Source organism: Burkholderia sp. Se-20378 (genome assembly GCF_017104665.1).
GTDB classification, from domain to species: Bacteria; Pseudomonadota; Gammaproteobacteria; order Burkholderiales; family Burkholderiaceae; genus Burkholderia; species Burkholderia lata.
Genome location: NZ_JAAGPG010000004.1, coordinates 49,517 through 71,557, shown reverse-complemented (window position 1 = coordinate 71,557; position 22,041 = coordinate 49,517). Strand labels below are relative to the sequence as shown.

Sequence of the window (22,041 nt, the reverse complement as noted above, 5' to 3'; positions counted from 1 at the left end):
CAGGGAAGTGCGACGCGTCACTTGGTGGCCTCGATCTCGTCGCCGATCTGCTTCATCTGCGGCGTCTTCTCGTACTTCGTCCACAGCGGCTGCATCGCCTTCACGAACGCCGCGCGGTCGATCTGCGCGGCCGGCAGGACCTTCGCGCCGCCCTTCGTCACCGTCTGCTGCGCGGACGCTTCACGCGCGGTCCACAGCTTCTGGTAGTACGGCACCGAATCGGCCGCCGCCTTCTTGATCGCCGCCTGCTCCTGCGGCGACAGCGTGTCCCAGACCTTCTTCGAGAACACCAGCACTTCCGGCGTCATCGCGTGCTGCGTCTCCGAGTAGTCGGGCGCCACTTCGTAATGCTTGGTTTCCTCGTACGACGGCATGTTGTTTTCAGCCGCGTCGACGAGGCCCGTCTTCAGGCCCGTGTACACCTCGGCGAACGGCATCGGCGTCGGCGTGCCGCCCATCGCCTTGATCTCGTCGACCATCAGGTCCGACGGTTGCACGCGCACCTTCAGCCCCTTCATGTCGGCCGGCGAGCGCACCGGGCGCTTCGCGTAGATCGAGCGCGCGCCGCTCTCGTAGAACGTCAGCGCGATCATTCCCTTCGCGGTAAACGCGTCGAGGATCTTCTGGCCGGCCGGGCCGTACATCGCCTTGCGGAAATGATCGACGTCGCGGAACAGGAACGGGAACGACGGGATCAGCGATTCCGGCACGATCTCGTTGAACGACGCGCCGTTCACGCGCGCCATGTCGATCGCGCCGATCCGCACCTGGTCGACCGTGTCCTTCTCCGAGCCGAGCGCGCTGTTGCCGAACACCTTGATCGAATCCTTGCCGCCCGTCTGCTTCGACAGCTCGTCGCCCATGAACTTCACGGCCATGTTGGTCGGGAAGTTGTCGCCATGCACGTCCGCCGAGCGGAACACGCGCGCCTGGGCAGACATCGCGAAACCGGCCATCAGCGCGACGGCCAGGGCGATACGGGAGCGGTTGAATCGGTGCTTCATCGTCAGTCTCCTTGATGGTTGTGCTCGTTGTTGCGCGGCGATCCGCCCGCATGCGCATTCTTCGGCGCCGTGCCCGCTGACCGCTGAGTCATACGTCGTATGACGTGTTGACGCGAATGTACGTCGGTTAATCGTTTAACTCACTTGGTGCATACCCGTAGAGCCGCTTTCATGGCGGGTCTTGGGTGCAGTTTGGGGAATCGCCTTCTCTGTTTAGACGAATTTACGCGAAACGTTTTCCGGAAACGGGTTCATGTTCAAGCTGGATGGCCGGATGGCTGCTTCCACCGGAACCGGAAATCAAACTTTCGCTTCGTTTTCAATTGTCGTAGGATGACTGATCACGATAGCGGCACGTCGGCGCGATGACACGAGCACACGCCAGCGCCTCACCGCCGCGTGCGGCGCGACCAGAAAGGAACGACAGGGAATCCGCACAGCGGCAGGCGTCCACGCCTGCCCCGCCATGGGGCGCCAGAGTATTTGCGACCGGCGCCACGGTTTTGCGACTCTGCGTGACTAAGTTACCGCGACTGCCCTACGCAATGTCGACAACACCCCGTGATGTTGCCGTCCGGATTCGTACCTCACAGGTCGCATGTTCGCGTAGGGCGCACTGCCGGCACCATGCTTTTCCGACTTTCGACCAAGTCGACGTAACCGACTTGGCTCGCAACTCCAACGGCGGTTCCCGGCCATGAAGCGTCACCCGTCGCGCTCCCCAATTGGACATTCGTGCGACTGCTTCTGCGCTGTCAACGGCCATTGGACGACCGACGATCCGCTTGGTTAAATCAACAACACAACGCAAAGGAGCGACGGCGCAGGCGCGCTTGTTGAACTATATAATCGTGCAATCCGACGCCAACCAAACTTCGGAAACGCGCACGAGAATACAACGGGAGGGGGGATGGCTAGCCTAGAAAATCGAGCGAATATTCTGGGAGACGTACGGGCAGAAAATGACCGCCAGATGCTCGATCAAGCTTTTTTCGAATGGCAAGACTACAAAATTCTTTTTGAGGCAGACGACAGATTTGTCGTCGTTGGGCGACGCGGCACTGGGAAGAGCGCGCTGACCTACCGCTTGCAAAAGGAATGGCGTGAGAAAAAATACTTCGTCGTTGTGGTTGCTCCAGACGAGGAAGACGTCTTCGGCTTGCGTTCCGTTGCATCGCGATTTGGTACAACTGTCACTCGCGTAAGAGCTGCAATAAAAACCGCATGGCGTTTCGCGATGGCGATGGAGATTGCTCTCCAGCTGCATAGCTATTACAAAACAAAAAAGGCGATCAACGACTCGAATGTCTTGTTACCAATGCTTAAATGGGAGAAAAGCGGAGCGAACATCATTTCTCGTCTTCGCGCGACCCTGCGAGCTTGTTTACAGCCTGATGAGTCGATGGACGATGCCGTATCTGAGCTGGCGTCGCGCTTGGATGTAAACGCAGTCGTTACCGAAGTAGACGGCGTGCTCGCTCGAATGAACCGAAAAGTTATGGTCATTGTCGACAGATTGGATGAAGGCTATGAGTCTGACGATATAGGGATTGGGATCGTTGATGGCATTATTTACGGAGCCGACGATCTCCGCAACAAGACAGAAAACATTAAGTCCGTCCTGTTCCTACGAGATAACATTTTCCGAGCCATTCAAATGGCTGACCAAGACTTTACGCGTAACATTGAGGGAAGCGTGCTCCGCTTACACTGGGACACACAAGAGCTATTCTATCTGGTTTGTAAAAGGCTGCGTGCTGCCTTCGGTCTTACGATCGAGAGCGATATAAAACTTTGGAATAGCATCACTTCGAACGAGCTTCATGGGCGAGAGGGCTTTCGAGTTTGTCTGAACCTAACATTGTATCGTCCTCGTGATTTGATATCGCTTCTCAATACTGCATTCCATAATGCGCGCAAGCAAGACCGCCAAGTCCTCATTCCCGAAGACCTGCAAGCTTCAGCAACACATATCTCTTCGATCCGATACGACGATCTGCGGAAGGAATATTCTTCAGTGTTCCCGGGTATAGGCGATGTCACAAAGGCCGTCGGATTCATGGGCCCGAAGTTAACGCTGCAGGAAGGGATCGGTGCGCTCGACGCCCTCGCTGCGAGTGACGATTTGAACCGTGACACCGATCTCCACATGAAGATCTTGGGCGGTTCTGAAGAAGTGTTGAAAACACTATATGGGATAGGATTCGTTGGAGTTGAGGATGATTCCAGCGGAAACTATCTCTTCAGCCATGACGGCAAGAAGCCGGAGAGACTGTTCGATCCTAACGCGAAGTTACTTGTCCATCCATGCTATTGGAACGCACTCGGCATCCAGGATGACGGCTCGACGGGCGTGAATGCGCAGGAGATCTTCGACGAATACGAAATTACTATCTCCTCCCAAGTCAAAGAGCAACGAGATCTGCGCATAGGTCGCATGATTACGGAGCTTAGCCAGATTGCTATTGGGCTCGAAGATGCTGCCCAGTTCGAAGATTGGTGTAAGCGAGCAATTGATTTAATCGCAGCGCGCCGACTCGCCAATATCCAGCTAAAACCCAACGGAAATGCTGCAGCTCGAAGGGACATAGTAGCGACAAACAATGCTACAGAGGGATTCTGGCGGAGGATCCGGGAAGATTATGGATCTCGACAGGTCGTTTTCGAAGTAAAGAACTACGAAAGACTTGGAATCGAGGAGTATCGACAAGCCAATTCGTACTTGGTGAACGAGTACGGCCGCTTCGCATTCATCATTTGCCGAGACAAGCAGAAAGAGCTTTCGAAGGGAGCGGACCTTGATGCATTTCGCGAGTTTTATCAGCTTCACAAATCTATGATCGTAAAAGTGACAGCGACCTTTATCGTATCGCTGCTTTCGAAGCTGAGAAGTCCGCAAAAGTATGATGCGGCAGACGAACAGTTTGAAAAACATCTCGATACCCATATCCGACTGTACGCTTCGGGACAATCGGACGCGCCGCCTCCGAAAAGGGGGCGCTCCAGGGCCTGAGCCACGAGTGCTCGCAAATTCGATACGGCGAACGGCGGGCGGACGCAGAACTGCCGCTCGTAAGGCTGACGACGGCCGCGTTTAGCTGGGATTTTTTACGTGACCGGCATACCGATGACCGCTCGCCTTCAATCGCAGCCCCTTGAAGAGCCATGGCTTGACCCGGAGCAACGGGTCGGGCGCGACCACCTGGCGCGGCGCACACTCAATTTCCAGTCGATTGAAAGGAGATTGTCATGGCATTCGAGAATGTTGTGGTTGTCCACCGCATGCCGTGGAACAAGGGCAAGCTTACCGGCCAGAAGCCGCCGTCAAAGCTTCGGGAAATCTCGGCGATCCGGACGAGACTTCAGATGGTGCCGAACACTCGTGAGCTCGCGATGTTCAATCTCGCAATTGATAGCAAGGCGGGCGTGCGACCTTACCCGGTTCCGGGTCCAGGATGTCCGTCACGGAAGCCAATTGACGTTGAGAGCGACAGTCATGCAGCAGAAGACCCAGCGGCCGATGCAGTTTGAGATCACGAAACAGACCCGTGCGAGCCTCGAAGCCTAGATCGAAGCCCGGGGACTGAAAGCAGCGGATTCGCTTTTCCCGAGCCGGATTCATGCGTCACCGCACCTGCCAACGCTGCAATATACCCGGCTGGTACACCGCTGAGTCGCATCGATTGGCCTAGACGATACTGCATGTGGTGCCCACACGATGCGCCGCACAAAAGCTTCGCTGATCTACCGGCGGACGAAGAACCTCCGGGCGGCACAGTTGCTGCTCGGACATACGAAGCAGGAGAGCACGGTTCGCTACCATGGAATTGAGGTCGACGATGCCCTCGAGATGGCTGAGCAGACTGAGGTTTGATGGCACTGTGGCCGACGAGCGGTCGCTTCCCGGCCACAACCCGCCGTTCACATGCATCGCCGATCCGACGTTCAGACGTCGACTTTGCCTTGTGACCAGCCATCCGATTGTCAAAGACGATAGAACTCATTCATCGGCCATAGCCGACGTTTGGCGACAGGTGGCGATGCGTCGGCTGCACGTTGGTTTGCCGCCATTCGAACCGGCGTTGGCGAATGGCTCTTCTAGCTGGCAACTATGGATGGACAAGTCATCAAGTAATCGGCGGCTTTCACAGCGCAAGTCATAGGCACGTCAGTCGCCGACTACACGCGCTCTGCCTTCGCTGGACTGGCTACGCGGATCGTCGGCCGAGACCGGCGCGAGCCGCGTGGTTTGGTCCAGCAGGCGCTTTGGGTCGCGAACCATCGCCGCTCCTTGGCTTGTGCGAAAATCTTTCTCATTCGAGCCAGCTTTGCGGCGCGCTCGACCCCGTCCCAGCACCGTTAGCGTAGCGTGTGCAAATCCTCAACGGGGACGCGCATGCTCAATCCCGAGGACGCCGCAGTCGCCGAGGTGTACCGTTGTGACTTGGTTGACCATGTCTATGAAAGCACCAATGCAACGGTGAAGCCACGATGAATGATATGCGTGATTTCGTTGATCATATGGACCGTTGGATTGAGGAAACGTTGGACAGCATCAATTCCTAATAGGTAGATTTCGGCTTTACAATAGATCATTGATGAGGAGCAGAATATGACAAAAAAGAAAGATGATGCACCCAAGAAGGGCGAGAAGAAAAGTAACGTGACAATTGAACTAAAAGGTGTACGCGCGCAAGCTCGCTCTGGTGCAATTTCATTTAAGGCGTTTCAGCAGCTTGCAAAGCAGGAGGCGGATCGCGAAAGAAACGAAAGTGAACAAGAAAAATTTGCTGCGCGAAAGGAATGGTGGCTTAGTGAAATATCGGGCTTGTATCGGCAAATCGATGGCTGGCTCAAACCACTGATTAAGGATGATGCAGTTAAAATCTCAAGAGGAGACGTTCAAATATCAGAAAAAATCATTGGATCCTATCAAGCCACCACGCTGCGGATTAAAATTGGCGGGACTGATATTTTGCTTGTTCCACGCGGAACCTTTATCTTGGGCGCTTTTGGTCGAATTGATTTGCAGGGTGTCTACGGGCAGATTGAACGCGTGATTCTCGATAGCGATGATCCTGTTGACACACCATTTTCTCAGCGCAAGGGTGAGTGGAAGGTAGGCGTTCGCGGTCAGCCAACCACAAGCTTAGTCAAGTTGGAGCGTGATAATTTCGTTAATTTGCTTGCGACACTGGCTAATTTGGCGTAAAGGGAGTAGGCTTTATGAGTTTGTCGGGTCAACATAAAGACGCTGCGCAAGTTCAGAGATGGCTCAACGACTGTAACCAGTCTTTTACCTATGAAGCTACTCATCATGTCAGTGTGATCTTTAATGGCGGTTTCGTAGATCCACGTTTTCCTCCCGGCACTTTGGAGGACGACATTAATGATTACTTTAGAGGCTTGCGAAGTGAGACAGAATTGCTTGCGACGTTGGACATTATCGCATCGGTTGAGGCCGCCATTCGGGTCGATTTCATAAATCGGGCTGATAAGCACATCAAGGATAGCAGTGGTCTAGCAGACGAATTCAAGGTGCTACGGAAGAAGAAGAAGGCAAAAGTCTCGTTGGAAGAGGACATCCTCGATGCATGGAAACGCCATGCACCGGAAGTCAAACCACGTATTGATGACTTTGGGCATGTGCTGGACTATCGCCACTGGTTGGCTCACGGTCGATATTGGCTCTTCAAAGCTAAGATTCCCAAGAATGGTGGAGCACCTCCGACCTTCATTGAAGCTAAGAACGTAAGCGAGAAGCTTATTCTGGCGCTGAAATCATCGGTCTTTGGCTTCCACCCTAATAAAGTTTAGGGAACCCGCCGACCGACACGACTGCGCGGACGGTGGTTGTACCTTGGAAGCCGCCGCTAAGGGTGCGCGAGATCGAAGGGCAATTGTGGGTCAGCTGCAGCCAATCGGGCGCAACGAAATACGACTACGTTGGCGCCGCAGTAGACCAATCGCACGAACTCCGGCGCACCTCCCCAGCGCCGATAGCGCGACTGAACGTAAATCGCCGATTTTCTGCGCACACCGTTGCCGATACCCTAGCGCCCTACGCCCACATCCGCCTCACACCCTCACGTCTGCATAACCAGCGACGTCAGTTGCGCCGCCCGCGCCACAGCCGTCTTCGCATAAATCGATTTGATCTGCGTGCGGATCGTGCCGATCGACACGCCGCGCAATGCCGCGCATTCCTGCGGCGACAGCCCGTCACAACACAGCAGCACCGCGAGATCGGCCTCGGCCGACGACAGCCCGTAGAACACCCGCAGCCGCTGCGCGCGCGCCGACGGCGAACGCAGGTCGGCGGCCGTCATCAGTGTCGCGACGCCCGGCCGCTCGCGCCTCAGGCGCGACTGCTCGGGCACCGGCATCAGCGCCAGCGGCAACGGTTCGCCCGTGGCGCGCCGCAACAACAGCCCGCCGCGCGCGTACGCGTGCCGCCATTGCGCATCGTCGACACAGCCTTCCGGCGCGAATCGCCCGTTCACGACCCGCAGCGCCGGTTCCGCGGCGATCAGTTGATCGGCCGCGCGATTCGTGTAGCGCAGCTCACGCTGCGCGCCGAGCAGGAAGACCGGCACCGGAATCGCATCGAGCGCCGATTCGGCGGCGGCCACACGCGCCTCGAGCTCGCCGATCCGCGCCTGGATCTGCAGCGCGCGGCTGATGTGCATGCCCATGTTTTCGATCGCGTGGCGCTGATCGTCGGAAAGGCCTTGCGATTCGGGGCCGCCCTGGACGCTGAGGAATGCGCCGGAGCCCTCGCTGCGATGGATGTACAGGCCCGAGATGCTGCCGAGCCCGTAAGGGTGAAGGAATTCCTGGTAGAACGCACTGTGCGCGCGCTGGTGCGCGGACAGGTGCTTGACGTCCTCGAACCAGCGGCCCGCCGGCCAGTTGGCGGCGACCGGCACGACCGGGTCGTACAGATAGAACTCGGTGTTGTAGGTGTGGTAACACGCGGCGACCCATGACGCGTCGTCACCCGCCGCCTGCTCGATCGCCGGCACCCGCGCCGCGTCGTCGAAAGACAGCAGCGTGACCATGCGCACGCCGACCCACGATCGCAGCCCGTCCAGCACCGTTTCCCATCTTTGATCGCCCAGTGCCGCAGCGTAGACGTCATCGATCCATGCCGATGGAATCAACCCGTTCATTTGCATCTGGCCACCCCGCGCCGTGCGTTTTTGTCGAACGTCTTCTGCGCATCTTAGTCAATCGGCGCCAACGTTTAAATCACTCGTTCGTGTTTGATCGAAATACCACGTTTGTTACCGTCTATCGTCAGACGTAATAGCCGCTATTCCGTCACACGCGGTGCTGCCGGCTTTTCATCCGGACCACGGTATGCCATGATGCGGCGCATGACGATTCGAAACACCACGATCTCGCTGCACCATCACCACGGACGCCCCCTGTTGCGCCGTGGTTCGTTTCGCATCTAGCAATTGCATCGGGTGAATGCCCGATCCAGACGACAACCAAGGCGCCTCCGGCGCCTTTTTTGTTTTTTGCCGCCTTAAAAACCGGCTGCGCCGATCAATCGAACCCGTATGGAGTGTTTTCAATGCAACAGCCCTGGAAAGCAGTCGCCTTGTCGGATTTACCGCTCCGCGAGGACCTCAAGTCGCAGCACGCGTACGGGGCGCCGCAGCTCGATGTGCCGGTCTGCCTGAACGTCAACGAGAATCCCTATCCGCCGTCGCCCGCGCTCGTCGAGCGCATCGCGACCGCGGTGGCCGACGCCGCGCGCGCGGCGAACCGCTATCCCGATCGCGACTTTGCCGAGCTGCGCTCGCATCTGGCGGCGTATCTGACGCACGACACCGGCGTGACGGTCGACGTATCGAGCGTCTGGGCAGCGAACGGCTCGAATGAAGTGATCCAGCAGATCCTGCAGGCATTCGGCGGCCCGGGGCGCTCGGCGCTGGCCTTCACGCCCGCGTATCCCATGTATGACGAATACTGCCGCACGACTTTTACGCGCCTGCATACGTTGCCACGCACCGAGGATTTCGCGCTGGATCGGGATCAGGCGCTCGACAGCATTCGCGAACACCAGCCGAGCGTGGTGCTGCTGACGTCGCCGAACAATCCGACCGGCACCGCGCTGCCGGTCGACGATATCCGCGCGATACTCGACGTCGCACCGGGCGTGGTTGTCGTCGACGAAGCCTATGCGGAGTTCCGGCGTCACGGCGTCCCCAGCGCGGCGACGCTGCTGCCCGCGTATCCGCGCCTCATCGTCACCCGCACGCTGAGCAAGGCGTTCAAGTTCGCCGGCGGCCGCGTCGGGTATTGCGCGTGTGCACCTGCGATCGTCGAAGCATTGAAGCTGGTTCGATTGCCCTACCACCTGTCCGCCTTTACCCAGGCGGCGGCCTGCGCGGCGCTGGTCGCGCGTGACGAGATGCTGTCGCAAGTGGAGGCGATCAAGGCCGAGCGCGATTCGACCGTCGACTGGCTGCGTGGCCTGGGCCTCATGGTGGCCGATTCCGATGCCAACTTCGTGATGTTCGGCAAGTTTGCGGATCGGCACCGGATCTGGAGCGGCCTCCTGCGCCACGGTGTCCTGATTCGCGAGTCGGGCCCGCCGCCGTATCTTCGCGTGTCCATCGGCACCGGCGCGGAGATGGCCGCGTTTCGTGCGGCCCTGCTTGACGTGATGGCGCTCGAATAAGCGACCGGCCATCCGGTCGACGACGCGATGGAGCGCATGCCCGCGCCGGATCCGACGATGCACTTACTTCATCGTCGCGAACCGCATTTCCATCGCGTTGATCTTCGCGAGCACCGCTTCGCTGAGCATTCTGACGTGGCGCGGCACATCGGGCGCCGACAGCAGCTCCTCGATTCGCCCTCGCCAGTAGCTCGGATGCCGCACACGCGCCGCACCCGACATCGACACATCGTCAGCGTTCGTCTCGCTGTCCAGGAGAGCGACCATTCTCTGAATGTGAGAAAGCTCTCGTTCCGCATAGTCTCGTGCCAGCATATTGATTGAAATCCCCGAAATACGACAGCAGGCCTTCCGTCATCAACGCGCCATCGTGTTGCGATGGAAAGCATTCACCGCACACGTTTGTCGCCATCGTACGCAGAAGCTGTGTCAGTAAACCGCGTGGGCATTCGCTGATTTCGATACGGAATGGGGAGCCTGTCCGATTGTTCTGATGACTTCCGGCCCCGATGCCCTGTGGTCAATCGTAGGCTTACTGTCGGGCGATGACATCTCCCAAAGTGGGGATGCGGAGCGATATTGGCGAGGCAGTTTTTACGGAATTTTATGATCGTCGGGCGTCGCGCGGCAGGCATGCGGTTGTCGACAACACGCAATTGGCCGACTACTTGAACGGCATGCCGTCGGCGCGCGGCTGCCAGGCAGGCGGCGAGAATGTGGACCGTGCACGGACGAAGTGCACCGTTCGTATGCACGACGACTGCAGATGTGAACGTGCAGCGCTGTGTTGCCGTATGCGTCGGCTGCGTCCGCGCTCTCCTCGATGAACCAGTGTGCGGGATTGCCCGGATACTGTTCCAACGACAGCGCAGCCCACTTACCCAACCCGCCGCGCCCATTCATATCGCAGGCATCGAACACCGCCCGAAGCTTCGCGAGATCGTCATCGGCGAGCAACCTATCGAAGTCCTTTGAGGCAGCCTCTCTTTTTCTTTCCGCATTGCTGGCGCCTGCTGTCACTGGCAGGCGCGCCATGCGCCGGATATCGGAATGCTTCGCGGAACTACACACTTGCGAGACAGGGGCCGCCGGAGTCAGATACCGGCATCGCCGTGCTTCAGACCGAAAATAAAATCGACTTCCACCGAAGCGCCTTTCGGCAATTGCAGCACGCCGACCGACGTGCGCGTATGAACACCTGCGTCGCCCAGCACCGCATACAGAATGTCGGATGCGCCGTCGGCAACTTCACTTTGCATCGTGAAGCCGGGTGCGCTGCGCACATACACGGTGATACGCGGCACCGTCGCTATCACGTCGAGCGTGCCGCAATGCTTCCTGATCAGCGACAACGCACGCAGCGCCGCTACGCCGGCAGCCCGGCGACCGTCGTCGAGCGAAATGGATTCCCCGACTACGCCCACGAAATGCACCACGTCGCCGATACGCGGAATCTGGCCGGCAATATAGGCCGTGTTGCCGTCGACCAGAACGGGCGTGTACTTTCCGCCGATCCTGATTTCCTCGTCCGGATTGAAGCCGAATGCGGCCGCGATCCGAGTCAGCTCATCATCTCTGTTCATTAGTGAATCCCCCGATACTTCAGAAAAATGTAAAGAATAATTAAGTCTCGGTTGCTTGTCTCCGGGAAGAAAACCCGCTGCGAACGATCAAAGTGATCGTGCCGCCGCCGTTAAAAGGTTCCGGGTAATCCTCTACGTTTTCTCAAACATGACACACTTCTCAGGTGTTCGAAGCAGTCCTGCGTCGCTTTATCGATGACAAATCTCGTAGTCGAAGAGAATTTCCTAAAAATTTGCCGCTGAAACCGCTATCATGTGTGTACTCAACCTGAAGAGTGATACATGGCAACTTACAAGGAACTGAAAGCCCAAATGGAAGCTTTGGCCGAGAAAGCCGAAGCTGCCCGTGCCGCGGAATTCCAGGCGATCGTCGACGACATCCGCACCAAAGTTGCGGAATTCGGCATTACCGAGAAAGACATTTTCGGTACGCGCCGTGGTCGACCGGCCAAGCAAGCGGCCGCCCCCGTGCAGGCAAAGTATCGCGACCCGAAGACCGGGGCAACCTGGTCAGGCCGCGGTCGCGCGCCCGCATGGATCAAGGACGCGAAGAATCGCAATCGATTCCTGATCCAGGAATAAGATTCTCGACACGTACCGGCGCGCGGCTCCGCGCGCCGTCCTGCTGTTTGGGCATCGATACCGGCGGTATTTAAAAGCTGCTCCGGTGTGGTGAAGATTTGTGTCATCCGGCGCGTGGTTGCACGCTACGCGCCGGATTGCATGCCGCCCAATATTTCCTGATTCAACGTTCGTAATAAATCGCAAGCCAGACGGATTGCGTTTCTTCGTGCGTCCATGCAACGCGATGGCGGCAATGCGGCTCGATCAGCACGTAGTCGCCGGGATGCATTTCATGGCGCGTCGGGCCTTCTTCGAATTCGAGTACGGCTGCGCCCGACAACAACACGACCCATTCGGCGCGCGAGTCGTCATACCAAAAGCCGTCGGGGCTCGTGTGGCCCATCGATACGATCCGCTCGACGTTCAGACGCTGCCCGGTGACGAGGAGGTCGATTTGTTCATCGGCGTCACGCTGGCTATCGGTGGTGAACAGGTTGCCGGTTTGAAGGTGCATGGGATGGCCTCGTCGGTGGCATTCGGGGGGGAAGAATCAGGCGTTGAGGTGGCGGGGAATGTTCACTGTAGTCCAACGGCTGCTATTGAGGCTGGCTCGTTTCGTCGGGACGCGCCGCGGCAATCCTGAAACCCCTTGCACGTTCAAGCGCTTCCATCGCATCGACGATGCTTGTTTTTTATAGGCTTGATTAAAGGTGTCGTGCGCAATGATGAATCAGGTTTGCGTACGCTGAATGCACTCGACGAAATACTCGAGCGCCGCCGTCAACACCAGATCGCGCCGATGCATGAGCCCGAGCGTCAAACGCGGCTGGCATGCATCCGTCTCCAGCCGCTGTAAAAGGCCTGAGCGAACCGGTTCTTCCAGCAGAAATTCCGGCCATACGCTGACGGTGCCAGGCTCCTGCGCAAGCAGCCCGTAAAGCCGCTGCGACGTGCATACGTTCACATGCGACGGCAACGGCAACGCGCGCTCGCCGCACAGTTCACGCCAATACGCGGGCAGACTTTCGCGAGTATGGCCATAGAGCCAGCGTGCGCGCGCGAGATTGTCGAGCCGCGTCTCGTCCGCCAACGCATCGCCCTGACGCACCGCCAACACCTGCGCGGCTTCGCTGAGTGGCACCACGCGATATTCCGCCGTCACGTCGCTACTGGCGATAAAGGCCACGCACAGATCGAACGACCCATCGCGCAGCCCGTCGATGATCTGCGTGGGCAGGCATTCGTACACGTTGAGCCGCACGTCGGGCAAGCGCGCACGAAATGCACACAACGCCTGCGGCATCGCAAATGACGACGCCAGCAGCGACACGCCAATCGACAGCGTGCGCTCCGCGCCCGTGCGCATCTCCTCCAGCTCACGTTCCGCGCTGGCGATTTCCGCCACGACGGCGCGCGCGCGACGCAGCAGCATTTCGCCATAGCGCGTGAGACGCACGCCTGCGCCGCTGCGCTCCAGCAATTGCACGCCGAGGCGCGCTTCCAGTTCCTTGATGCTCTTGGTGACCGCGGGCTGGGAGACGTTGAGCGCGTCGGCGGCGGCCATGAGCGTGCCGTGCTCCGCGATGGCCACGAGCGTTTGCAATTGCGCTGTCTTGAGCGTGCCTCGTTCCATAAGCATTCGCTATGAGCATGAGAAATTGGAAATTGGCGGCGAGCGCCCCGCCCCTAGTATGCGAGCTCCGGCACAACCGAAGGCCGGAAGTATACAAGGAGGCAATATTGGCACCGAACACGGTCGATTTCGACATCGACGAACTCGTCGCCTTGCGGCGCGACATCCATGCCCATCCGGAAGTGGCGTTCGCCGAGCATCGCACGAGCGAACTCGTCGCCGCCAAACTGCGCGCGTGGGACATCGAGACCCATACCGGTATCGGCCGCACGGGGGTCGTCGGTGTCGTGCGCGGTCAGCGCGGTCCCGGGCGCGTGATCGCCTTGCGCGCCGACATGGACGCCCTGCCGATGGAGGAAGAAGGCCGCCCACTCCACCGTTCGCTGCTGCAAGGCGTGTTTCACGGCTGCGGACACGATGGCCATACCGCCATGCTGCTTGGCGCCGCCCGTCACTTCAGTCGCCATCGTGACTTTGCCGGCACGCTCGTGCTGGTTTTCCAGCCCGCCGAGGAAACCGGCGGCGGCGCGAATGCGATGCTCGCGGACGGCCTGGAAACACGCTTTGGGTATGACGAAATCTACGCGCTGCACAATGCGCCTCATTTCGCGCCCGGCACTTTCGGCGTGCTTGACGGCGCGATGCTGGCCTCGTGCGACGAAGTCGTGATTCGCATCGATGGTGTAGGCGGACATGGATCGGTGCCCGAAAAGACTCGCGATCCGGTAATGGCCGCGGGGCAACTGATCTGCGCGCTGCAGACCGTCGTCAGCCGTTCGATCGAACCGAGCGCCACGGCCGTGCTGAGCATCGGCAGCGTGCATGCGGGCAGCGCGCCCAACGTGATCCCGTCGCACGCTGAATTGACGGGCACATTGCGTGCCTTCGACGAAACCGTGCGTGCACTCGCCAAGTCGCGCATCGGCACAATCTGTGCGGGCATCGCGACGCTCAGCGAATGCGACATTGCCGTCGAGTTTCGCAACAGCTCGCCCGCGACCGTGAATCATCGCGAACAGGCCGAAGCGGCAGCGCGCGTCGCCACCGGCATTTTCGGCGCGGAAAACGTGCTGCGCGAATTCCCGCCGCTCAACGGCTCCGAGGACTTCTCCGAATTCCTGCTCCGCCGCCCCGGTGCGTATGCGCTGCTGGGACAAGGCGGCGTCTATTGCCATCACCCCGAATTCGATTTCAACGACGACGTGCTGCCGCTCGGCGTGCGCTTCTTCGTTGAACTCGCCCACGCGCGCTTCGCGGCTTGACCGCCCGACGTCAACACGATCAAGGACAATTCGATGAAACACCTCAATTCGCCTGCGCTGCGCACCGCGATCATCTGTGCTGCCGCGGCCTTCATGTGTGGTAGCGCTTCGGCCGCCACCTTGCGCTTCGGGACCGATCCGAGCTATCCGCCCTACGAATACAAGCAGCCCGACGGAAAACTGGCCGGTCTCGACATCGATATCGGCAATGCAATCTGCGCGGCGGCCAACGTGAAGTGCGTGTGGGTCGAAATCAGTTTCGACGGTCTGATCGCGGGGCTGCAATCACGCAAGTTCGACGCCATCAACGCCTCGCTCGCACCGACCGCGGCCCGTCGCGCGGTGATGGATTTCACGCAGCCTGTCTACCCCGCGGATATTCGCCTTGTCGCGGCTCGCGGCAGTCATCTCATGCCGGACGTAACGTCGCTGGCCGGCAAACGCGTAGGCGTGCTGCAAGGCTCCACGCAGGCCGCATTCGCGAAAGCCAACTGGGCGCCGCATCACGTACTCATCCAGGAGTACCCGGATCAGGAGAGCATTTACGCCGATCTCGTCAACGGCAGACTCGACGCGACGGTCGTGCTCGGATCGGCGGCGAAGCTCGGTTTTCTTGGCAAGCCGCAAGGCGCGCGCTTCGAATTGGCAGGACCGCGTATCGACGATCCCGCGATTCAGGGCGCAAGCAGCGTGATTGGCGTGCGCAAGGGCGATGGCGGCACGCTGCAGGCGCTCGACGCGGCGCTCACGCGCCTCAAGCGGGACGGCACGATCAACCGACTCGAAAAGCAGTATCTCGGCGACGTTCCCGACGCGAAATGACTGCACCGCGGACGACCGACGTCCTCCGCGGAGAAACACCTTAAAACAACATACCGGAGATCCAATGAAAAAATCCCACCTGCTCGTGGGCATGCTTGCAGGCATGACGCTCACGCCTGCGTGGGCGCAGAGCACCGTCACGCTGTTTGGATTGGTCGATCAGGGCATCGACTACACCAGCAACGTGCGCGGTCATGGCGTCACGGAAATGCTGAGCGGTGCGGCGCAAGGTAGCCGCTGGGGCTTGCGGGGATCGGAAGCGCTGGGCGGCAAACTGTCGGCGGTCTTCCAGCTCGAAAACGGCTTCGACGCCAGTTCGGGGCGACTCATGGAAGGCGGCCGCATGTTCGGGCGGCAAGCGTGGGCGGGTATCGCGCACGACGATATCGGCAGGCTCACGTTCGGCCGCCAGTACGACTCGCTTGTCGAATATCTCGCCCCGCTCACGGCGAACGGCAACTGGGGCGGTTTCCTGTTCCAGCATCCGTATGACAACGACAACACGGACAACTCATTCCGTCTCGACAACGCCGTGCAGTTCAACAGCAGCAATATTGGCGGATTGCAGTTTGGCGCGACCTATGCGTTTTCGAACACGCCGGGCCAGGTATCGACCAATAACGCGCAGAGTCTTGGTGTGAGTTATTCGGTCAACGGGCTGTCGCTCGGCGCGGCATGGCTGAACGTGACGAATCCGGGCGCCACCGCGCTGGGTGCGGTGACCACCGACGATGCGGGTTTCGTGGCCTCGCGCCACCGCGTCTACGGCGCGGGCGTCAACTATCAGCTCAAGCGCGTGACACTTGGCTTCGTGTACACGCATACGAGCCTGAACGATCCGACCGCGTACTCGTACATCAGCGGCGCGATCGTGCCTGCCGGGCAGCACGCGTCGTCGCTGAAATTCGACAACTTCGAGGTCAACGCGAACTGGGCGATCACGACCGCGCTCATGCTCGGTGCGATGTACAACTATACCGAGGCGACGCTCGACACGTCAGCGGGCACCTATCGGCCGAAATATCACACCTTCGGCGCGATGCTCGACTATGCGTTCACGAAGCGTACCGACGTTTATGCGATGGCGAGCTATCAGCGCACCATCAGCGCAAACAGCGGCACCGCTCTGGATATGGCGTACGCAGGCGGCGCGGACGACATTGCGTCCACGCAACGCCAATTCGTCGGCCGGGTCGGTCTGCGACACAAGTTCTGAGCGTTGGAGAAAGGGACCTTGGGGCGCTCGTGAATATCTATCGAGCACTCCAGGAGCCCCATGGCGCCGGCGAGCGCCGCGGCATTGTCGTAACGACCGTGGAGTCAAGCCGCACGTCGTCAACGCCGGCAGAAAAGCCGATCAATCGAAGGAATTTTCAACCCACGACACTTGCTTGAGGCGCGGCTCTGCCAGCAGAAGAAGTCTTTTTTGCCGGAGTAATGCACCCACTACTCCGGCCTTCCATCCCGGCGATCAGAACCCGTGGTACATGCCGATGTTGACTTGAACCTGGTTGCCGCCCGATGCGGTGTTGCCGAAGTCAGCCGCCGACGCCTGAGCGCCCTGGGCATGAACGTACGCACCCATCGCGTACAGCGCGGTGCTCTTCGACAGCGAGTACGTCGCACCCAGCGACACCTGGTTGATCGACGCCATCGTGCGGCCCTCGGCAGCCAGCTTGGGCGTGGCTGCGGAACCGTAGACGTACGTGTACCCGGTCGCCAGCGACAGCGCCGGATTGACCTGGTACTGCAGCAGCGCACCCAGCACGTTGAAGTGGATCGACGGCTGGCCCGCGTTGCCCTGGTACTGGGCGTTCGAGTAGCGCAAGCCGGCCGTGTACGGTCCAAGCTGGTATTGCGTCGCGACTTGCGCGATGCCCGCGCTCTTGAACGCATTGCCGCCGTTGTAACCCGAACTCTGATAGCCCAGCGCGCCACCGAAACTCGGCTGCGCCGTGGCGTTCGTCCACCCGTTCGCACCCTGGTTGACAGCACGGAAGTAGCCGCCGGCAACCGTCAGGCCGCCCTGAGCGTAGTTCGCGGCCACCGACCACGACTGCCCCGAACCCGTCGAACCGGCAACGCCGCCGAACGAGTACGCGCCTTCAGCCTGGAAGCCGTGGTAGAGCGGCGAAATGTACTTCACGGCGCTGTTCTGGTTCGTCGTGTTGTCGTTGTTGTCGACGTCGCCCGGGGTCGAGAAGGTCGACGCCGAAATGGCGTCGCCCGTCAGGACCTGAACCATTTCCGTCACGGCGTCGAGCTGGCGCCCCAAACGCACGGTACCGTACTGATCGGAAGAGAGGCCCACGTAGGCCTGGCGGTTGAACAGCGAACGCGTGGTGCCGATCGGCCCCTGGCCGCCGATGCCGCCTGTGCCGATGTTGAAACCGTTTTCGATCTTGAAGATGGCCTTGAGACCGCCGCCGAGATCTTCCGTCCCCCTGAGGCCCCACTTGTTCGAACCTGCGGCACCGCCATCGAGGCCGTACCGACTGTGGCCGTTGATGTTCGACGTGTAGCCGATACCTGCATCGAGCATGCCATACAAGGTGATCGACGACTGTGCCATTGCTGCCGACGATGCTGCGAAGGCGGCAACAGCGATAACGCTGACCTTGATGTTCTTGTTTTTCATCTGTATTTCACTGTCAGGAGTGGTTTCGGGATTGTTTGAAACGCGTCTTGTTGTATTCGAATGCAGATGACGGCGCACGGCCTGCGCGTCGTCTCAAGCTGAAACGGCCGATGTCATATTCGCCAGATCGGCATATTTGACTCGATCATTTCGTCATCCTCAAAATTACATGCAGGGAGGCGCCTCGCATCTCGACCTATCCTGCATTCCCTCGATTAGAACCATCGCGGCGTCCCAACCTGGACGAAAGCCGCTGCCTTGCTTGCGTTACCGCTCCAGCTATACGGCACCGCCGGTCGCGCAAACGAACTCGCCCCCTGCGCAATGACTCCCGAACGCGTGTTGCACACACGCAGGCACACGAGGATCCGGACGAACAGATGTGCCGAATCCGCGAAGCCGAAACACTCGAGCGGATCACCGCGCGGAACCGAACGTTTCTTCGATGGCATTTCGAAGAAGCACTGCATCGTCACGTTCCACGCTCGCGCCAGACCCACGAGCGAGGTCGGCGATGACGAAACCGGACCACGCTCGACCTGCGACAACAAGCGGCCTGCAAATACCGACCGCCATTGCAGGCCGATCGAACGTCCGGTTCAGCCGCTGGCGAAGTACGCCAACTTTTCGCCTTGCGCCAACGCAACCGGGTCGTGCTTTGCAAGTGCGAAAAACCATATCAGGAACATAAATCGTCGTCAAAATTTGTTTGATATAAGTTAATCGCGTTTGATAACCTTGCGACTTACCGGGATTTCCCTAATAGGAACCAGCCGCAAGAGTCAGGGGGATCCGCGCCGCCACGCTGATGCACGATCAGGCAAGGATCGGGGGTCGAATGGAAGCGCCTATGCGGTGACTGCAGGCGATCTCCGCCCCGACGTTGCGTCGCGCCTGAAATCGCTGCGAGAAGCCAGCATTCTGGTTGGCATCGTGGATTACGCTTCTTCCACGCCATTGAATGGCAGCATTTAGAGAGGAGGATCGGGTATTCGGATCCACGACGCGGTTTCGGCTGATTGCGACTGCTTTTTGTTGCCTGGCTTTTGGGGAAAGCGCTACACGACTCAAACGATTCGCGGGCTGCTTTTCTTCGCCGCATTTCATTGAGTGATCGATGAAGTCTGGCAGGCGGAAGCTCAGTATGCGTTATCGGTAACGACGATCCTTGGCGGACGGCATCGCGAATCGATTTCCGGGACATCGCGGATCGCCGGGCAGCCCGCATAGCGCGCTGCCCCTGGAAAAACAACCAGCGAACCCGCAAGGAATGAAGAGACTGACGCACCCAACCAGCGCTTCTGATGTTTGAGGGGGTAAGTCGGTTTCGAGTGAACGTCAACCACCGCGTCGCGCTCAGATCCCCATCCGCTCCGCGACACCGTCCCGATCGACGAACTTGTGTTTCAGTCCGGCCGCGATGTGCATGGCCAGCAATAGTCCTAGCGTCAGCACTAGCGCGCGATGCAACGCATCGGTCAGGAGTCGCAATGGTTCGTCGCGGCCGACGAGCACGGGCAATTGTGCGATTCCGAAGAAACTGACCGGATGGGCGCCGGCGAGGCGGTGCACGTAGCCGGTCAGCGGCACGAGAAACAGCAGCAGGTACAGCACGCCGTGCAGTACGCCCGCGATCCGCGCCTGCCAGGCCGGAACGCTGGTCGGCAGCGGCGGCGGCGTATGCGTCGCACGCCACACGAGGCGTGGCACGGTCAGCATGAAGATCAGGCTGCCGATCGATGCGTGATAGAACAGGATGCCGTTGAACTGCGACGAGTTGTGCGGAAACGTATCCATGTAGATTCCGATCGACAGGTTCAACAGGATCAAGATTGCGATCGACCAGTGCATGGCGATCGCGAAGCGCGCATAGGCGACATGGTTGGGGTGTGACATGGCGGTCTCTCTGTGTCGGTTGGGTGGTGTGCACCTGTACGTTCGATGTGTCGAACGACGTGACGCCCCCGATATACCGGAACCGACCAGCATTTATTCCCGCAGCACGCATCGGTCGCCACTATTTTTCATGGAAGGCAACTGATACATCTTGAAAGGTATGGGTTGTCTTGGGCGGCATGGCACCGAAAGCAACACCATCGGGCGCCCCACCAACCTCCGACGACACGGTGCCGCTCAAGCGGCCGACGTCCGCTCATCAGCGGTCGCGCCAGCGCGAATCCCGGCGGTAATGAAGGTCACCAGATGCTCGGCCTTGCGCTTCAGGGCGCCGGCCTTGACCTTGCCGCCCGAGATCCGCTCGATGCGGCTGTCGAACACGCTCATCACCAACGCGCCCACCGCGAACAAGTAGGCCCAGTGAGCATAGTTGGCGCTATGGCCCGGCAGCGTCTTCCTGATTGCGCTGATGAACTCCGCCGCAAACGGATCGAAATAGGCAGCAACGATGCCGCGCTCGGCCTCGCGCGGATCGGACGCTTCGCGCGCAACGAGTTTGGCATACGCGAGTCCGGACTCGGTATTCTGGATTTGCATCACCGGGAGCACGAAGGCGCGCACGATATGCTCGAGCGGATCTTCCCCTGCAGCCACGGGTTCACGAAGCAAACCCAACCGGGTGTCGAGCACGGTCTTGCGGCGCTCGAACAGCGCGCGGTACAGACCCATCTTGGTCTCGAAGTGATACACGATCAACGGTAAGCCGACCTCGGCCGCCGCCGCAATATCCCGCATCGAAACGCCATCGAAACCGCCTTCGGCAAACAATCGCTCTGCCACGTCGAGCACCCGTTCACGCTTGCTCGTCTCGACCGTCCGTTGCGCGCCCTTCCCGCTCCGTACACCGGTCGCCTTTCCCGTGACTTCCTTCGCTTGCATGGTTTCTCCGCTGTCCTGTGGCCCGATTGCCGCGCATGCCCTTCCGTTCATTACGCGGCGCCAGTTTACACCAACACGATACTGACTGTACGATCGTACAGTCTGCATAACGTGAACGCCGCTCTGCGGCGTCGGTGGTAAGTCCCCCAAACCAGGAGCAACCGCACATGACACGACGCTTCGTCGATCTTTCGATCTATCTGGAAAACGACGTCATTTCCGATCCACCGGGTTACGGCCCGAGGATTCAGTATCTGACGCACCGGAATACGGCCAAAGCCGTGACGGCCTTCTTTCCCGGACTGCAGGAAACCGACCTGCCGGACAGCGAAGGCTGGGCCATCGAACACATCCAGTTGAGCACACACAACGGGACTCATCTGGATGCGCCCTATCACTTCCACAGCACGATGAACGATTCGAAGGGCGAGCGGGAGCGTTCGACAACGATCGACGAAGTCCCGCTCGATTGGTGTTTCCAGCCCGGCGTGAAGCTTGATTTCACCGGCTTCGACGATGGCTACGTCGTGACCGCTGCCGACGTCGAAGCCGAGCTTGCGCGCATCGGCCACGAGCTCAAGCCGCTTGAAATCGTCGTCGTCAACACGCGTGCAGGCCAGCGCTATGGACAACCCGACTATGTTTCCTCGGGTTGCGGCATGGGCTTCGACGCGACCATGTACCTGCTCGAACGAGGTGTGCGCCTGACTGGCACCGACGCGTGGAGCTGGGACGCGCCCTTCACCCATACCGCGAAAAAGTATGCCGAAACGCGTGATGCGTCGCTGATCTGGGAAGGGCACAAGGCCGGCCGCAAGATCGGTTATTGCCACCTGGAAAAACTCCACAATCTCGAGGTGCTGCCGCCTCACGGCTTCTTCATCTCGTGCTTCCCGCACAAAATCCGGGGCGCCTCCGCTGGCTGGACTCGCGCGGTCGCGATTTTCGACGACGCCCTCAATGCAACAGCGCGCGACCTGCATCCAACCGTATAGGCGAGGAACC

At 59.5% G+C, this 22,041-nt stretch carries 18 protein-coding genes and 1 pseudogene; 10 read left to right on the top strand and 9 right to left on the bottom strand.

The annotated features are described in order from the left end of the window. Positions 1–17: 17 nt before the first annotated feature. Positions 18–1,004: a TRAP transporter substrate-binding protein gene (locus G3N93_RS01750; protein ID WP_206132186.1), complete on the bottom strand. Its 987-nt coding sequence runs from the start codon at positions 1,002–1,004 to the stop codon at positions 18–20. A gap of 910 nt (positions 1,005–1,914) precedes the next feature. On the opposite strand from G3N93_RS01750, the gene G3N93_RS01745 reads away from it, so the two are divergent. The 4 genes and pseudogenes from G3N93_RS01745 (at position 1,915) to G3N93_RS01730 (ending at position 6,821) form a co-directional block, all read left to right on the top strand. After that, entirely contained in the window at positions 1,915–4,017 is a 2,103-nt protein-coding gene (locus G3N93_RS01745; RefSeq protein WP_206132185.1) for a P-loop ATPase, Sll1717 family, read from the top strand. A 236-nt stretch (positions 4,018–4,253) separates the two neighbouring features. Beyond that, positions 4,254–4,878 (top strand): annotated as a pseudogene (locus G3N93_RS01740) (tyrosine-type recombinase/integrase). Positions 4,879–5,616: 738 nt separating this feature from the next. Further along, complete coding sequence (locus G3N93_RS01735; RefSeq protein ID WP_206132184.1) at positions 5,617–6,216, top strand: hypothetical protein; 600 nt, start codon at positions 5,617–5,619, stop codon at positions 6,214–6,216. Between the two features lie 14 nt (positions 6,217–6,230). Continuing rightward, positions 6,231–6,821 carry a hypothetical protein gene (locus G3N93_RS01730; protein ID WP_206132183.1) on the top strand — a complete coding sequence of 197 codons (591 nt, stop codon included), beginning with the start codon at positions 6,231–6,233 and terminating at the stop codon, positions 6,819–6,821. A gap of 269 nt (positions 6,822–7,090) precedes the next feature. Here G3N93_RS01730 and G3N93_RS01725 read toward each other — a convergent pair whose 3' ends face one another. Next, a complete protein-coding gene (locus G3N93_RS01725; RefSeq protein ID WP_241026363.1) occupies positions 7,091–8,176 on the bottom strand; it encodes a helix-turn-helix transcriptional regulator in 1,086 nt (361 codons plus the stop codon). Between the two features lie 410 nt (positions 8,177–8,586). On the opposite strand from G3N93_RS01725, the gene G3N93_RS01720 reads away from it, so the two are divergent. Continuing rightward, a complete protein-coding gene (locus tag G3N93_RS01720; protein ID WP_206132182.1) occupies positions 8,587–9,699 on the top strand; it encodes a histidinol-phosphate transaminase in 1,113 nt (370 codons plus the stop codon). A gap of 63 nt (positions 9,700–9,762) precedes the next feature. Here G3N93_RS01720 and G3N93_RS01715 read toward each other — a convergent pair whose 3' ends face one another. Together G3N93_RS01715 and G3N93_RS01710 are read right to left on the bottom strand one after the other, a co-directional pair. Continuing rightward, on the bottom strand, positions 9,763–10,014 hold the full coding sequence (locus tag G3N93_RS01715) for a hypothetical protein (protein ID WP_174933486.1): 252 nt from the start codon (positions 10,012–10,014) through the stop codon (positions 9,763–9,765). A 779-nt stretch (positions 10,015–10,793) separates the two neighbouring features. Then, positions 10,794–11,282, bottom strand: a complete 489-nt coding sequence (locus G3N93_RS01710; protein ID WP_206132181.1) for a RidA family protein — start codon at positions 11,280–11,282, stop codon at positions 10,794–10,796. Between the two features lie 282 nt (positions 11,283–11,564). Between G3N93_RS01710 and G3N93_RS01705 the strand changes: the two genes are divergently transcribed. Further along, positions 11,565–11,864, top strand: coding sequence for an H-NS family nucleoid-associated regulatory protein (locus G3N93_RS01705; RefSeq protein ID WP_011350136.1), 300 nt, complete (start codon positions 11,565–11,567; stop codon positions 11,862–11,864). A gap of 163 nt (positions 11,865–12,027) precedes the next feature. Here the strand turns inward: G3N93_RS01705 and G3N93_RS01700 are convergent, their stop codons facing one another. Together G3N93_RS01700 and G3N93_RS01695 are read right to left on the bottom strand one after the other, a co-directional pair. Then, on the bottom strand, positions 12,028–12,360 hold the full coding sequence (locus G3N93_RS01700) for a cupin domain-containing protein (RefSeq protein WP_174933490.1): 333 nt from the start codon (positions 12,358–12,360) through the stop codon (positions 12,028–12,030). A gap of 216 nt (positions 12,361–12,576) precedes the next feature. Beyond that, the gene (locus tag G3N93_RS01695; protein WP_174933492.1) at positions 12,577–13,479 is read right to left on the bottom strand and encodes a LysR family transcriptional regulator; all 903 of its coding nucleotides are present in this window, start codon (positions 13,477–13,479) and stop codon (positions 12,577–12,579) included. An 11-nt stretch (positions 13,480–13,490) separates the two neighbouring features. On the opposite strand from G3N93_RS01695, the gene G3N93_RS01690 reads away from it, so the two are divergent. The 3 genes from G3N93_RS01690 to G3N93_RS01680 all read left to right on the top strand — a co-directional run bounded on the left by G3N93_RS01690 (position 13,491) and on the right by G3N93_RS01680 (position 16,779). Further along, positions 13,491–14,741 (top strand): M20 aminoacylase family protein, encoded by a 1,251-nt coding sequence (locus G3N93_RS01690; RefSeq protein WP_241026361.1) that lies wholly within the window; start codon positions 13,491–13,493, stop codon positions 14,739–14,741. Positions 14,742–14,774: 33 nt separating this feature from the next. Next, positions 14,775–15,563: an ABC transporter substrate-binding protein gene (locus tag G3N93_RS01685; protein ID WP_206132180.1), complete on the top strand. Its 789-nt coding sequence runs from the start codon at positions 14,775–14,777 to the stop codon at positions 15,561–15,563. 64 nt (positions 15,564–15,627) lie between these two features. After that, the gene (locus tag G3N93_RS01680; protein WP_174982646.1) at positions 15,628–16,779 is read left to right on the top strand and encodes a porin; all 1,152 of its coding nucleotides are present in this window, start codon (positions 15,628–15,630) and stop codon (positions 16,777–16,779) included. A gap of 255 nt (positions 16,780–17,034) precedes the next feature. On the opposite strand, the gene G3N93_RS01675 is transcribed toward G3N93_RS01680, so the two are convergent. The 3 genes from G3N93_RS01675 to G3N93_RS01665 form a co-directional block, all read right to left on the bottom strand. After that, positions 17,035–18,201: a porin gene (locus tag G3N93_RS01675; RefSeq protein WP_206132179.1), complete on the bottom strand. Its 1,167-nt coding sequence runs from the start codon at positions 18,199–18,201 to the stop codon at positions 17,035–17,037. A gap of 1,356 nt (positions 18,202–19,557) precedes the next feature. After that, complete coding sequence (locus G3N93_RS01670) at positions 19,558–20,097, bottom strand: cytochrome b (RefSeq protein ID WP_174982642.1); 540 nt, start codon at positions 20,095–20,097, stop codon at positions 19,558–19,560. A 237-nt stretch (positions 20,098–20,334) separates the two neighbouring features. Then, positions 20,335–21,036, bottom strand: coding sequence for a TetR/AcrR family transcriptional regulator (locus G3N93_RS01665; RefSeq protein ID WP_174982640.1), 702 nt, complete (start codon positions 21,034–21,036; stop codon positions 20,335–20,337). Between the two features lie 167 nt (positions 21,037–21,203). On the opposite strand from G3N93_RS01665, the gene G3N93_RS01660 reads away from it, so the two are divergent. Further along, a complete protein-coding gene (locus G3N93_RS01660; protein ID WP_174933504.1) occupies positions 21,204–22,031 on the top strand; it encodes a cyclase family protein in 828 nt (275 codons plus the stop codon). The last annotated feature ends 10 nt before the right edge of the window (positions 22,032–22,041 follow it).